This is a genomic window from Neokomagataea tanensis (genome assembly GCF_006542335.1).
In the GTDB taxonomy this organism is placed as follows: Bacteria; Pseudomonadota; Alphaproteobacteria; order Acetobacterales; family Acetobacteraceae; genus Gluconobacter; species Gluconobacter tanensis.
This window is the reverse complement of the sequence record NZ_CP032485.1, coordinates 1,317,884-1,331,755: the sequence shown is the minus strand read 5'-3', so window position 1 is coordinate 1,331,755 and position 13,872 is coordinate 1,317,884. Positions and strand designations below refer to the sequence as shown.

Annotated in this window: 12 protein-coding genes; 5 read left to right on the top strand and 7 right to left on the bottom strand. The window is 50.5% G+C overall.

Annotated features, from left to right (window positions below; all coding sequences use genetic code 11):
* Positions 1-167 precede the first annotated feature (167 nt).
* The gene (locus D5366_RS06135; RefSeq protein WP_141492720.1) at positions 168-1,586 is read left to right on the top strand and encodes an amino acid permease; all 1,419 of its coding nucleotides are present in this window, start codon (positions 168-170) and stop codon (positions 1,584-1,586) included.
* Positions 1,587-1,661: 75 nt separating this feature from the next.
* Here D5366_RS06135 and D5366_RS06130 read toward each other — a convergent pair whose 3' ends face one another.
* From D5366_RS06130 to pstC, 6 genes are read right to left on the bottom strand one after another with little or no spacing between them, the layout of a single operon-like run.
* Positions 1,662-2,972: a sensor histidine kinase gene (locus tag D5366_RS06130; protein ID WP_141492719.1), complete on the bottom strand. Its 1,311-nt coding sequence runs from the start codon at positions 2,970-2,972 to the stop codon at positions 1,662-1,664.
* Between the two features lie 3 nt (positions 2,973-2,975).
* On the bottom strand, positions 2,976-3,701 hold the full coding sequence (locus D5366_RS06125) for a response regulator (RefSeq protein ID WP_141492718.1): 726 nt from the start codon (positions 3,699-3,701) through the stop codon (positions 2,976-2,978).
* Complete coding sequence (gene phoU / locus D5366_RS06120; RefSeq protein ID WP_141492717.1) at positions 3,698-4,420, bottom strand: phosphate signaling complex protein PhoU; 723 nt, start codon at positions 4,418-4,420, stop codon at positions 3,698-3,700. Before phoU ends, D5366_RS06125 begins: the two co-directional genes overlap by 4 nt.
* A 5-nt stretch (positions 4,421-4,425) precedes the next feature.
* Entirely contained in the window at positions 4,426-5,208 is a 783-nt protein-coding gene (pstB, locus tag D5366_RS06115) for a phosphate ABC transporter ATP-binding protein PstB (RefSeq protein ID WP_141492716.1), read from the bottom strand.
* 17 nt (positions 5,209-5,225) lie between these two features.
* Entirely contained in the window at positions 5,226-6,098 is an 873-nt protein-coding gene (gene pstA / locus D5366_RS06110) for a phosphate ABC transporter permease PstA (RefSeq protein ID WP_141492715.1), read from the bottom strand.
* Positions 6,095-7,078, bottom strand: a complete 984-nt coding sequence (pstC, locus tag D5366_RS06105; protein WP_141492714.1) for a phosphate ABC transporter permease subunit PstC — start codon at positions 7,076-7,078, stop codon at positions 6,095-6,097. The genes pstA and pstC overlap by 4 nt, the downstream gene beginning before the upstream one ends.
* 305 nt (positions 7,079-7,383) lie before the next feature.
* Between pstC and D5366_RS06100 the strand changes: the two genes are divergently transcribed.
* From D5366_RS06100 to D5366_RS06090, 3 genes are all read left to right on the top strand, one after another.
* Positions 7,384-9,921: a glycosyltransferase family 2 protein gene (locus D5366_RS06100; protein ID WP_141492713.1), complete on the top strand. Its 2,538-nt coding sequence runs from the start codon at positions 7,384-7,386 to the stop codon at positions 9,919-9,921.
* A gap of 32 nt (positions 9,922-9,953) precedes the next feature.
* On the top strand, positions 9,954-10,457 hold the full coding sequence (gene dps, locus D5366_RS06095; protein ID WP_141492712.1) for a DNA starvation/stationary phase protection protein Dps: 504 nt from the start codon (positions 9,954-9,956) through the stop codon (positions 10,455-10,457).
* 228 nt (positions 10,458-10,685) lie between these two features.
* Entirely contained in the window at positions 10,686-12,020 is a 1,335-nt protein-coding gene (locus D5366_RS06090; protein WP_240775185.1) for a glycosyltransferase family 32 protein, read from the top strand.
* A 35-nt stretch (positions 12,021-12,055) separates the two neighbouring features.
* Here D5366_RS06090 and D5366_RS06085 read toward each other — a convergent pair whose 3' ends face one another.
* The gene (locus D5366_RS06085; RefSeq protein WP_141492711.1) at positions 12,056-12,487 is read right to left on the bottom strand and encodes a hypothetical protein; all 432 of its coding nucleotides are present in this window, start codon (positions 12,485-12,487) and stop codon (positions 12,056-12,058) included.
* Between the two features lie 226 nt (positions 12,488-12,713).
* On the opposite strand from D5366_RS06085, the gene D5366_RS06080 reads away from it, so the two are divergent.
* Positions 12,714-13,844: a glycosyltransferase family 32 protein gene (locus D5366_RS06080; RefSeq protein ID WP_141492710.1), complete on the top strand. Its 1,131-nt coding sequence runs from the start codon at positions 12,714-12,716 to the stop codon at positions 13,842-13,844.
* Positions 13,845-13,872: the final 28 nt, after the last annotated feature.

Below are 13,872 nucleotides of genomic sequence, written 5' to 3'. Positions count from 1 at the left end.
CCGGCATGATTCATAAAAAAAAACGTGAAATGAGATTTTTTTTGGTCTCGCACCACGCATAAATGAATCATTTCGTTTATGGTCCATGCACTAGAAGCATATCAGCCACGCATGAAGAAGCGGAAACATTCTCACATGCACTACATGTTCACTGCAGGATGTACAGAATGACGTCTAACCCCGTTCCACCGGTCCAACATCAGCCTGACGATACCATCAGTGAAGAAGGCTACCATAAGGATCTGGGTCGCCGTCACATTCAGATGATTGCCATTGGCGGCGCAATCGGTACCGGCCTGTTTCTTGGCGCAGGGTCGCGCCTACAAATTGCAGGCCCTTCTCTCGCTATTGCTTACGCGGTTTGCGGCCTTTTCTGCTTTCTGATCCTACGCGCCCTCGGTGAACTCGTAATGTACCGCCCGACCAGCGGAAGTTTCGTCACATATGCGCGTGAGTTCCTCGGTGAAAAGGCGGCCTATGTCTCAGGTTGGCTTTCTTTCATAAACTGGGCAACGACTGGCATCGTAGATATTACCGCTATCGCACTTTACATGCATTATTGGGCGGTTTTCTCCGCAGTACCTCAATGGGTCTTTGCACTTGGCGCCTTGGCCATCGTCGGCACCATGAACATGATTGGCGTTAAGTACTTTGGTGAAATGGAGTTCTGGTTCTCCCTCATCAAAGTTGTCGCCCTTGTTATTTTCCTTATCGTGGGAATGATTGTTCTCGGTAGCCGCCACCCTATTGCCGGACAAGATACGGGACTGCACCTTATCACCAGCAACGGTGGTTTCTTCCCGCATGGTGTGCTGCCAGCATTGATGTTGATGCAAGGCGTGGTCTTTGCTTATTCGGCCATTGAGCTGATCGGTACCGCAGCAGGCGAATGTCGTAACGCTCGGGAAGTACTTCCGAAAGCAGTGAACAGCGTTATTTGGCGTATTGGCCTGTTCTATGTCGGTTCGGTTGTTCTGCTTGTTTGCATCCTGCCATGGACGGCTTACCACGCGGGCGTAAGCCCCTTCGTTACATTCTTTCAAAAACTAGGTGTCCCTGGCATTGGCACGATCATGAACATCGTCGTTCTGTCTGCCGCACTCTCCAGCTTCAATTCCGGTCTTTATTCGACGGGTCGTATCTTACGCGCACTGTCACTGGGAGGCTCTGCTCCAAAAGCCTTCGCGCGCATGAATAAAAGCTCTGTGCCCTATGTCAGTATTCTCGCCACACTGTGCGTCTACCTCGTCGGCGTTGTGCTGAACTATTTCATCCCTTCTCAAGTATTTGAAATCGTTCTGAACATCGCTGCCATTGGTATTATTGGCACTTGGGCAAGCATCTTGCTGTCTCACATGCGTCTGCGTGCGGCCATAAAAGCTGGCACAATAGCGCCTACAGGTTTCGCTATGCCCGGCGCCCCAATTACCAATTGGGCAACACTGGGATTTCTCGCATTCGTCGTTATCATGATGGCTTTTGATTACCCATCTGGCACATATACCGTCGCCAGCATTCCCGTCATTGCCCTCGCACTGGCGGCAGGGTGGCTGCTTATCAAACGCTCACGCAGCAAAGAAAACTAAGGTTTTACAACGTCAGGACGCTGGATATTTCCAGCGCCCTGACAGAGAACACGCCACGAGATGCCTAGGCGTCCGTTAAATCACATCACCCTCTGCTGATCCAACTAAACCAGCTGATGAGGTATTCCGCTCAGTACCATGCTCGGTATTAGGTGGCGGAAGCCATACCAGACACGCGGTCCCTTGGTTGGGCGCACTTGCAATATGCATCCGCCCCTGGTGGCGATCCACAATATGCCGGACAATCGAAAGCCCGAGACCCGTACCCTGCGTGCGGCCGGTCTGCACAGCGTCAGCCACGCGATAAAAACGCTCGGCTAAGCGCGGCAAATGATGCGCCTCCATCCCTCGACCATCATCTTTAACGCTCAGAACAACACCATTTTCAGTTGGCCAACGATCGTCCTGCGGCACAGCCCGCCGTGCCTGCAAAGTCACGCTCAACAAGTGACCGTCACGCTTACCGTAACGTAACGCGTTTTCGATCAAGTTCAGTATCACCTGCACCAACTCATCCTCATCGGCGCGGATAAAAAGCTCGTCCTCAATATCGAACTTAAGCGCATACCCCTCACCTTCGAAACGTGGGGCGACCTCGTCTAAAACTACCGCCATCAAATCCGAAACATCGACCAGAGTACGCGGCTTTTGGTGCTCATGTGCCTGCACGCGCGACAAATATAATAAACGGTCGATGAGCCGTTTCATACGGGCCGATTGCTGCGCCATCACATCCAAAAACTGGGCACGAACCGCGTCATCTGTATTGGAGCCGCCATTTCTCAAAGCATCAATAAAGCCGCTCAAAGATGCTAAAGGCGTCCTTAATTCGTGGCTGGCATGTGCCACAAAATCAATGCGCATGCGATCCAGAGCGTGCGCCTCTGTCCTATCTGCGAGCAGAACAAGAACACGATCATGCTGCTTCTTCGCGCCGGGAATGCGCCTCAATGCAACAAACATGGTCCTCGTAATGGGCACATCCAGCGTGAAGGTGGTCGAGCAGACAGGTGGAACGTGTTCATCTGACGAATATTCAGCCCTGAGGGCAGCAGAAAGCGCCCCACGCGCAGCCGGGTGGCGCAAGATCGCTCCGATACTATCGCCAAACTGCGCGATTGCTTCCTGATTGGCTTGTAACAAAGCCCCTAACGTATCGAGCAAAAGCACCGAGCCCGGAAAAGAATCAATATAGAGCCCGGACGCCTCTATATCTTCTTGAACCCGGGGATATTCTTCACGCTGAGGAAGCCTGCTGCTTTTCACGGTCCACTTAACGTAGAATGCGTAGCTCCAGCCTACCGCCGCGCAGACCGCAAAAAACACCAAACCAAGCCACAACGGGCCACCACTGCTAAACGCATGAGATAACCCGTGAGGCTTCACCTATTAACCACCTTCTTGCGCGATAGGCCCGTCATCCAAGGCGTATCCTGCCGCACGCACAGTACGGACAAGGTCAATCTCGTTTGGCCCATTGATCGCCTTGCGTAGACGACGAATATGCACGTCAATCGTACGTATCTCGACGTGAATATTCTGCCCCCAAATACGACGGAGCAAATCTTCCCGCGAGAAAACCTTGCGCGGATTACGGATCAGCAAATCAAGGAGACGGTATTCCGTCGGCCCCAAGGACAACAACCGCCCGCCGCGTTCAACGCGGTGAGTTTCAGGGTCCAACGTAATATCCGCAAACGTCAAAACGTCATAAGAAGACTGATGACGCCGCAGGAGCGCCCTCAAGCGCGCATCCAAAGTATCAATGCTGCATGGCTTGATCAGGTAGTCATCAGCGCCAGTATCGAGGCCGCGAATGGCGTCCTGCTCTTCAGAGCGCGCCGTTAACAGCAATACGGGTAAGTCTCGCAACGCAGGATTGCTACGGATACGCCGGCACAAATCCAAACCCGACAAACCCGGCAACATCCAGTCTAAAACGGCTGCATCCGGGCGTGACGTGGCTAGAAACTCCAACGCAGTTTCAGCATCGCCTGCCATTTCGACACGATAGCCGCGCTGCTCAAGGTTGTAGCGCATCATTAAAGATAACGCCGGGTCATCCTCGACAACAAGAATGAGCCCTTTGGCGCGGAGAGTTGTTGAGCCGCTCACTGTTCGTTCTTATCCGCAGAATTTTCAGTTGTCGCGATACCGCCGCGAGGACGAACCGAAGGTAAGTTTTCCCCCGTCACAGCGTAAAAAACGCGCTCAGCAATATTGGTAGCGTGGTCGCCAATACGCTCCAGATTCTTGGCGATAAAGAGCAATTCCGTGCACGGGCGAATATTGCGCGGGTCTTCCATCATATACGTCACCAGCTCCCGAAAGAGCGCCGTATAATACTCGTCCACCGCACGGTCAGAGTGCCAAACTTCCATAGCCCGGCTTGAATCCTGCTGGGTAATCGCATCGATAGACCGACGAAGATTATCCTGTACCAAACGCCCCATTGAACGCAGGCCGGTCAGGGTCAATTGTCCGCTTGCTGTGCGGATACGCAAAGAGCGGCGCGCAATCGAAGATGCGTAATCACCGATACGCTCCAAATCACCCGTAATTTTGAGCGTTGCGACAATTTCCCGCAAATCACTCGCCATTGGGCTACGAAGGGCCAGCAAACGGATGGCAAGGGACTCAACATTACGCTCAAGCGCATCAACGGACGCATCTTGCTGCGTTGTGCTGCTTGCTGCCTCCTCGTTCTGCTCTGAAATAGCAGAAAGCGCCAGCGCAACCTGATTTTCTACAATCCCACCCATTTGGGACACCATAGACCGGAGCTGGCCCAGCTCCTGCTCGTAACTCTTAACGATATGAGATCTGTCGACCATGATGATTATCCAAATCTGCCGGTGATATAATCTTGGGTCTGCTGCTGGCGAGGATTGGTGAATATCCGGTCAGCGGTATCCACTTCGATCAAACGCCCCATGTAAAAGAATGCCACTTGATCTGCACATCGTGCAGCTTGTTGCATGTTGTGGGTCACAATAACGATTGTGAACTCTTCTTTGAGTTCGTCCAAAAGTTCTTCAATACGCGCTGTAGATATGGGGTCCAACGCTGACGTCGGCTCATCCAACAACAGGACTTCAGGACGTGTGGCGATAGAACGTGCAATGCAAAGGCGCTGCTGCTGACCACCTGACAAGCCGCTAGCTGGCGCTTGCAGACGATCGCGGACCTCACCCCAAAGCGCTACACGGGTTAGCACATCCTGCACCCGTTCATCCATTTGAGCGCGCGTTAAACGCTCATGAAGACGTACACCGAACGCAATATTGTCGTAAATTGACATGGGGAAAGGCGTCGGTTTTTGGAACACCATACCAATACGCGCACGCATGATGTTCAGGTCTAATCCGTTTTCAAGAATATTCCGACCATCGAACATAACCTCCCCTTCAGCGCGCTGCCCGGGGTACAAATCATACATACGATTAAAGATACGCAGCAGGGTCGATTTACCACAGCCACTTGGGCCGATCATCGCCGTTACTTTGCGCGCCGGGAAATCAATGCTGACGTCGTGCAGCGCGTGATGCTGACCGTAGTAGAAGTTTAAATTACGGACCGTAAGAGCATTCTGCGGAGCGGCCGCCTGGTTATTATCTGTCATGTCAGGATCCTGTTCAATTATCCGCGGCGTGCCGAAATACGGACAGCAATATTAATCGCGAGTACACCAAGTGTCACCAAAAGCGCTCCCGCCCAAGCGAGTTGCACCCAGTCATCGTAAGATGCACCTGCGTACTGGTAGATTGTCACCGGAAGGCTCGCCATTGGCTTATTAATGCTCAATGACCAGTTCTGATTTCCTAAAGATGTAAAGAGCAAAGGGGCCGTCTCGCCGCTCACACGCGCCAAGGCTAGTAATATCCCTGTCGTCACACCAGTTTTTGCTGCGCGCAAGCAAAGGAAAACTGTAACGCGCCAGCGAGGCGCACCCAAAGCCGCGCCTGCTTCACGCATGGCAACAGGCACCAAGCGCAACATATCTTCAGTCGTTCTAACGATAATCGGAACAGCCAGAATAGCCAACGCAACCGACCCTGCCAAAGCGGAGAAATGGCCGAAAGGTGCAACGAGTACCTGATAAACGAACAGACCAACCAAAATCGACGGTACAGACATCAACACGTCCGATATAAAACGAACACAAGATGCGAAGCGATTTTGGGCAGTACCGTACTCAGCGAGGTAAATACCACATCCAAGACCCAACGGCGTCGCAATCAGAAGACCAATGCCAGTCTGGATCAAACTACCAATAATGGCATTCGCCAACCCACCGCCCGAACCGGGTGCGCCCATAGGCCTTATCAACGCTTCGACCGACAACCCGGCGATACCATTTGATAACAGCGTCCACAAAATGGACGCCAGCACCAACACAAGAATGCCTGATGCTACCGTACCAAAAATTGTTGCAAAAACGTCAAACCTACGGCGGCGTGCAGCGCGCGGGTTAGGTGCCCAGCCTTTTGAAAGCATCTGCTTATCGCTCATTTCGTATCTCCCCGCAGCACACGCGCCAGCGCCAAGCTAACAAAAGAGAGGAGCATCAGAATGAACCCTAGAGCCAGTAATGACGATAATCGTATCGACCCGGCAGGGCTTTCAGGAAATTGTAGCGCAATCAAAGACGCGACTGTACTCCGCGGTGCGAAAAGCGACCAGCCAACATCCGTGACGTTCCCGATGACGAATGTTACCGCCATGGTTTCACCCAGCGCACGCCCCATGCCCAGCACCGCTGCACCAATCATTCCAGAGCGTGACCATGGAACAATGATCTTCCGCATTACATCCCAACGTGTTGCCCCAAGTCCGTAAGCACTCTCACGCAGCATTGGTGGAACCGCATTAAAAACATCACGCATAACCGCCGTCATAAACGGCGCAATCATCACAGCCAGCACCAAGCCTGCAGTAAGCAATCCCGTGCCAAACGGTGCGCCATGGATCAACGGCCCCAAAAGCGGTGTATGTCTGAAGTGGTGCGTTAAAAACGGCTGTATGTGGCGTGCAACAAATGGGACGATGGTGAAAAAGCCCCACATACCGAAAATGATAGACGGCACGGCAGCCAACAACTGAACAGCCATGCCAATAACCGAAGCAACCCTTGGCGATGCAATGGCAGTCAACCAAAATGCCGTACCAAATGCCAAAGGCACAGCAATCAGCACTCCGATGAGAGTGCTTATTATGGTTCCAAACAAAGGCGCCCAAGCACCATATTCATTGGTGACTGGGTTCCAGATGTTATGAAAAACAAATTTCAGACCGAAGATATGTAGAGCATCGCGCCCGCCATACCCCATCAACAACACGAGCCCCCCTAAGACAAGCAGGACCAGAAGCGCACTGCCGCTAACGAGCGTATGGAACAAAGTATCAGTCCAGCTCGATTTTTTATCTTCCATTCCCGAAGACAAACTCGCTGAGCGCTGAGATTCGGACTGCCTAGTTGGGGCAAGGGTCATGCTGGTTAGGCTCTAACATATTAAGTTCTGACGTTACGGCGCGACGAAAGGCCGCTTTCATGAGGGATTACCGCTCCCTCCCATGAGACACAACCTTAAGCTGTTAACCTCAGGGTGAAAGATTTATGTCAGCCAGTGTCTTGCGTTTTTTTCATACTATTGGAAAGCCTCTATAAAAATAGACCCCTGACAAAAAATAATCTTAGTGCCAGAGTATCTTTCGACTAGTTGTGATTTTTTTACTTTTGGATACAGTTTGCAGAAATGAGAATTTACTGCGAATGAAATAGAGGTAGATATCAGAGATGAAAAAAGGTAATGAAAATTTTTCCTATAATATAGAAAGCACCGACAATGGAATAATTGTTGGATGGATATACAATAAAACAAACAAATCTCCGACTTACATACATGTGATAATTGATAATCAAGAAATAGGGAAAATAGATTGCTTAGAAACCAGACAAGACGTACAAAATGCCTTTAATCTTCCTGTAAATAATTACGGAATTAATTTTCTAATTCCATACAGATTTTACGACGGGAAAGAACACACTCTTTCTATTCGCCTCCCCGACAGAAGCCCTATACCGCTTCCATCCCCTGATGACCCTTCTGCCCCGTTGCAAGAAAGCATCTGTTTTAAAATAAATTACATTCCCGAAATTGTAAGCCACGCTGATGGCATTGTGCATGGCGCGGTCCGCGGATGGGCACTTCAACGCAAGTCCCCAGATGCCGAGTTGAGCGGTGACGTCGTCGTATCCCTTTTGATTGACGGACGACCGACCACTCAAGTCCGCGCAGACCTCTACCGCGGCGATGTCGCGGCCGCACTTGGCTGCCCACCCAATTGCGGCTTTGAACTTCCTATTCCGCTCCATTTCCGTGGCAACACACAGCACACGTTTGAAGTCATCACTCTCCCTGAAAAAACTCCAATCCCAGGGACACCAATTGTCAGCTCAATAACAGACGACGCGCTTGAAACACGCCTCGTCACTCTCATGAACGTCATTGACGGCCTCCATCGCGAACTCAGCCTTCTTCGTAAAGACGTTCGCTCACTTATACCCAAGCGCCCACACACACTGCGCGATTACGACCAGTGGGCACGCCGTTACTACCCTCTGCGCCGCAACCTTGCTGCAAAAGAGCGCGCCCTTGAGGCAAATCAGCTCGATAAAAATGCACAGCCGCTTATCACTGTATTGTGCCCAACTTACCGCCCGCTCAAGAGCGACTTTGAAGCGGCAATCCACTCTGTAATCAATCAGACCTATCCAAACTGGGAATTAATCATCGTTGATGATTGCGGAAAGTCGGCTGAGACCACCAACATTATCACGGCTTTTGCTACTCAGGATTCCCGGATCCGCCCTATTATTTTAGATAAGAATGCAGGCATATCCGACGCAACCAACATCGCCATGGATGCTGCCAAAGGCGAATACGTCGTATTTTTTGATCATGACGACCTGCTGGAAGACATAGCTTTGGAAGTCATGCTGAGAGCAGCTCAAAAAACCGGAGCAAAATTACTCTACTCCGACGAAGACAAGATCGACCAAGCCGGTTATTTTCTAGAACCCAATTTCAAACCAGACTACAATCACCGTTATCTCTTGGGATGCAATTATATCTGCCACCTGACAATGATCAGTGCAGAGACCATGCGAGCAGTCGGTCATTTATCTAAGAAATACGACGGTGCCCAAGACCACGACTTTGTTCTTAGAGCCACTGAAATCCTGAAGCCCGAACAGATTCATCACGTCCCAGAACTTCTTTACCACTGGCGGAAAACCCCCAACTCCACTGCCGTGACCGTTGCCAACAAAACTTACGCCGTTGACGCTGGCGTTCGGTGCGTCAAAGACCACCTTGAGCGCACGAAGAAGAAAGCGAAAGTATCGTCCATCAATGATCTTACCGTTTATCGGGTTCAATACTCCCTAGCAAAACAGCCTGAAGTTACAATAATTATTCCATTCCGCAATCAATACGAAACAACCAAGAACTGCGTTGATTGTATTATTAAAAATACTTCCTATAAAAATTATAAGATAATTCTAGCAGATAACTGGTCAACCGAAAAAGATACGGTCGATTATCTCGAGTCGATAAAAGAAAATAAAAAAATAGAAGTTTTACACATTGAGGAAGATTTTAATTATTCACTCATCAATAACAAAGCTGTCCATAAAAGCCATTCGCCTTTTATTCTCTTTCTGAATAACGACGTTTTTGTTGAACAAAAAGACTGGCTTAACGTCGCTGTAAGTGAAGCTTTGGCCGCACCTGATATCGGCGCAGTTGGCCTTAAGCTTTTATACCCTAACAACACGGTACAACATGCCGGTGTCGTTGTTGGAGCCCCCGCTATTGGCGCTCACATCCACCGCGGCATACCTGCCAATGATTATGGTTACATCGGCCGCAGCATGCTTACCCACGAGGTCACTGCTGTAACCGCAGCAGCCATGCTCGTGCGCAGAGATATTTTCGATGCTGTTGGTGGGTTCGATGAAAATGAGCTTACTGTTGCCTATAACGACATCGACCTGTGTCTGAAAATTCGTAAGGCCGGATTCCGCATCATCTTCTCTGCGGATTCCATTGCTGTTCATCACGAAAGTTTAAGTCGCGGCAGCGACGACCGCCCGGAGCATGAAACACGTTTCTTCCTTGAAACCCAAACCATGCTCAACCGTTGGGAAAGCGAACAGCTCTTCAAACACGACCCGGCCTACTCCCGTTTCTTTCGGGTTGACCACCAACCTTTTTTCGAACTCGTCGAGCCTGAACTCTTGACGTCTGGCGAGGTAGACCAAAGTGTTTAAGAAGCACTGTAGCTTGAAAAGGATTGCGTAACATGTCGACCAGTTCCTATCGTCACGCCACCAAAAACAGCACGGCTGACAACACCAAGAACGTGTCTATCGAACTGTTGAACGCGCGCTTGGCTGACCTCATCGACCTAGCCCTGACCATCAAACAAGCACACTGGAACCTCAAAGGCCCACAATTCATCGGCGTGCACGAAATGCTCGACGGCTTCCGCAAGGGCGTTGACGGCTACGTCGACACTGCTGCAGAGCGCGCTGTCCAGCTCGGCGGCACGGCATTCGGTACGGTCCAAAACGTCGCAAAGTCCACATCTTGCGCCGCTTATCCGACGGATATCTACAAGGTTACAGATCACATTAACGCACTGATTGAGCGTTACGCCGTCGTAGCAAATAACGTGCGTGAAGCGATCACAATCACCGCGGAAGCCGGCGACGACGACACTTCAGACCTGTTCACCGAAGTTTCCCGCGGGCTGGACAAAGACCTCTGGTTCCTAGAGGCACACGTCCAAGAACCAAACAATTAATTTTCTGGTGAGAAAGAAGAAAAACTTGACTGTCCCCACTTTGAGTACAGTCTTTTTCTTCCAGAAATTCTAATTATGTGACACTGTATAAAAGGACGGATAGAGTTCTTCTCTATCCGTCCTTTTATAATCTTGTCGTGCTATCTTTTGAGCGTTACCAATAAACACATCAATTCGACATATCTTACATGTGTCGCATTCGGTTAAACATTTGACGGGAAAACACGGATGAGCGTCTCTGCAGCGGGTTTGGGTGATAGCAACTCCAATTGGGATCTCTCGGAATGGGACGCCTTGCGCGAAGATTCCGTACAAGACAAACCAGCACATGATGCGCCGGTTGCTGCTGAAGTTCCTACCTCCGTAGCTCAGGAAGCCCCAGAAAACAGCGTCGCTGAGACGGTTGAAGCTGCCCCGGAGCCACCAGCCACAACAGCATCAGAAACAGCTCCTCAACGCATTACGCTTGAATCACTTCCCGCCACCGACCATCAAGCCAGAGAATACTTCTCACAAAACGGTGCCGATACCCTCGAAACCGCTTTTGCGCTGGCTAACATCCTGCACACTAACCGCAACGTCTCCGAAGCAGCGCGCGCTTACTATCAAGCCTACGAACTGCATCCAAAAGAGCCAAACCGCTACCCGCTTCCGCAGACATTGCTCCAAGCCAGCCTGTTGTGCCGCCTCAAATCCGGGCAACATATCCCCGCTGAGGACCTACTCGCACTGCGTTCCCTGAACATTCCTTTCGCCAATTATATTGACGGTACCGCACAAGCGTGGAGCGGCGCTGACGCCCACCACGCTTTGAATACAATTGGCAACTCGTATGACGAATTTCACACCGGTGAAGAAATCGACAGCATCACATTAGAGATTGCTCGTCGCGTTTCCCCCTCACCTTTTGAACCCAGCACAACGGCAGAACAATACACACGTATCCCCCGCAAACTCTTCATGTACTGGGATAAGAACCCACCTGAAGAAATTCAAAAGAATTTCGAACTACACAAAAATATTCCGCATTTCGAATCGCATTTCTTCAACAAAGAAGAAGCTGCTGAATGGCTCTACCAGCACTACGGTATTGAAGCCCGATCCATCTTTCTTTCAGCGCGCCACCCGGCAGAAGCCGCCGACTTCCTGCGCGTACACGTTATTCAGCTTTTAGGCGGCTGGTGGATGGATGCAGACATCCGCGTCAAAGACTCGAGTGCCCTGAAATTCATGGCCAACCGTGAGGCAGGTGCAACATTTTTCCTTACCCACAACAACGTGGTTCACAACGATTTCTTTGGGTCCGTTGCTAATAGCGACGTGCTGAGTGACTGCCTGCTGTCCCTGTATCGTAACTGCTACCTGCATCACGGCCTATTCATCGCTTATAAAACAGGACCAGGCGTATTTAACCGCGCACTTAACCGCGTGGCACACCGCAGCCTGCTAGGGCAGCCACCTGCCAAGAAAATTGAAATCTTTGACCATCACGCCTTTAACGACATGATCGAAGAATTCGACACACCTTACAAACACCAACTACCGTCTTGGTATACTGCCTGAACAAAAAACGGCCCCTTTCGGGGCCGTTTTTTTATTTAAAGGGCGCGCGCCAGATGTTCACGCGCAAATTTGAACGGATCCTCTTGAGCAATCTGGCTCTCGTCTCCAGAAGTAACCGCACTTTCCTGCTCTACTTCCTCCAACGGCGAAAGCTGTATCGCCTTCTGCCGTGGCGCGCTTAAACCTTCCAGAACGAAAGTTACTAAAAAGCGGAAATCCTCTTCGCCTAATGGAGAAGGTTTTTCGCCTTTTTGGCGCTGAACCAGCCATCCATCGGTCAAAGCCTGCAAACTACCCCAGTCCGCACCCGCCTCACCCGTGACACGCTGTCTTAGCGTATCAATTGAAGCTTTCGCCAAATCTTCTACATCAGATTCTGCAACGCGTTGTGGCGCTCTCGCAGGTCCTTTTTTTAAGACCCAACCCTGCAGCAAGTCCGTAAAACCAGGAAATAATTCTTCAGACACGCACATTCCCCTCGTTCAAATCAGACCTGTTGCACAGGTGCAAACTCGGAACCGACTGACCTAGTTTGAACATTAACCTTAACACAGATTATCACCATGACTGAATTATCAACGGCAATACACCCTGAAAAGTTGAAAGAACTCTTTATTGCATTCAAGCTTTTTTAAATATTATCTGCTAGGATTATTCTTTAACGATGTGCATCTACTCACAGAAGATTGGTCCATGAGCGAAAATAACGAGCACACCCATTTTTCCCCTTCCACAGCAGATCTCGCTGGTGACGGGCAGGCTGCTGCTTACTTAGAGCGCCATGGTGCCGATACTGTCGAACACGCCTTTGCAATCGCCAATATCCTACACATCCATAACAAAGTTTTAGAGGCGTCTGCGTTTTATCGTCACGCTTTTGATTTGCACAGCAAATCACAAACAGAATACCCACTCCCTCAATCACTTCTTCAAGTACGCCTTTTGTGTCTGCTTAAGGCAGCACAAAAACTACCTGAGGAAGAGATTAACGAACTGTCTACCTACTCCCCCGTCATGGCTGGCTACATTCGTGGCATTCGCGCGGCATGGCAGGAAAACAATAATGAAAAAAGCCTTGCTCTGGTTGGCAACGCTTTTGAAGCCTTCCATTCCGGTGAAGAGATTGACCGTCTCTATCTCGAAATTGCTCTCAACTGGATACGGTCATTCGGTGATAGCGGCTTCCCAGATTCTGAGCCAGCTATCCCGCATCACCTCTACATGTACTGGGATAACAACCCTCCCCCAGAAATTCAGGCGAACATCCAGCTTCACCGTGAGATGCTTGGTGATTCGTTCACAATTTTTGACCAAAGCAGCGCAGCAGACTGGCTGTACGATCATTACGGACAAGAAGCCAAAGACCTCTTCTTGCAAGTTCGCCACCCAGCAGAGGGCGCTGACCTGCTTCGGCTGCATGTAATCTTAACTCACGGCGGCTGGTGGCTGGACGCAGATTTGCGCGTCAAATCTCCACAGGCATGGCAAGAACTAAAAGACGTCAAAACCCACTGCCAGCTTTTCACCACAGACAACTACGTGCTGCATAACGATTTCTTCGGAGCAGCCCCCACCAATCCTATCATAACCAACGCCCTGATGACCGCTTGGGCTAATATGTTCAGGCATCCCGGCTTGTACATTGCTTTCAAAACAGGACCTGGAGTGCTGAACCGTGCCGTAAGCCGGGCACTTTACCAAAGCTTGCAGCTCGAAGCTCTCCTGCCAGCAATGCGCGTTGATAATCAGCCAGCATTTGACCGCTTCGTCGAGGAATACGAAGTGCAATACAAAAACGCTGGCGCTTCTTGGCACTCACAGTAAGGCCAAGCTTTCGTTGCTACTGACCCAT

What these genes read in the sequence shown, in the direction of transcription:
- pstA (WP_141492715.1), bottom strand. Translation starts at nt 6,098, where the DNA reads ATGAGCGATAAGCAGATGCTTTCAAAAGGCTGGGCACCTAACCCGCGC.
- D5366_RS06135 (WP_141492720.1), top strand. Translation starts at nt 168, where the DNA reads ATGACGTCTAACCCCGTTCCACCGGTCCAACATCAGCCTGACGATACC.
- D5366_RS06090 (WP_240775185.1), top strand. Translation starts at nt 10,686, where the DNA reads ATGAGCGTCTCTGCAGCGGGTTTGGGTGATAGCAACTCCAATTGGGAT.
- phoU (WP_141492717.1), bottom strand. Translation starts at nt 4,420, where the DNA reads ATGGTCGACAGATCTCATATCGTTAAGAGTTACGAGCAGGAGCTGGGC.
- D5366_RS06100 (WP_141492713.1), top strand. Translation starts at nt 7,384, where the DNA reads ATGAAAAAAGGTAATGAAAATTTTTCCTATAATATAGAAAGCACCGAC.
- pstB (WP_141492716.1), bottom strand. Translation starts at nt 5,208, where the DNA reads ATGACAGATAATAACCAGGCGGCCGCTCCGCAGAATGCTCTTACGGTC.
- dps (WP_141492712.1), top strand. Translation starts at nt 9,954, where the DNA reads ATGTCGACCAGTTCCTATCGTCACGCCACCAAAAACAGCACGGCTGAC.
- D5366_RS06080 (WP_141492710.1), top strand. Translation starts at nt 12,714, where the DNA reads ATGAGCGAAAATAACGAGCACACCCATTTTTCCCCTTCCACAGCAGAT.
- pstC (WP_141492714.1), bottom strand. Translation starts at nt 7,078, where the DNA reads ATGACCCTTGCCCCAACTAGGCAGTCCGAATCTCAGCGCTCAGCGAGT.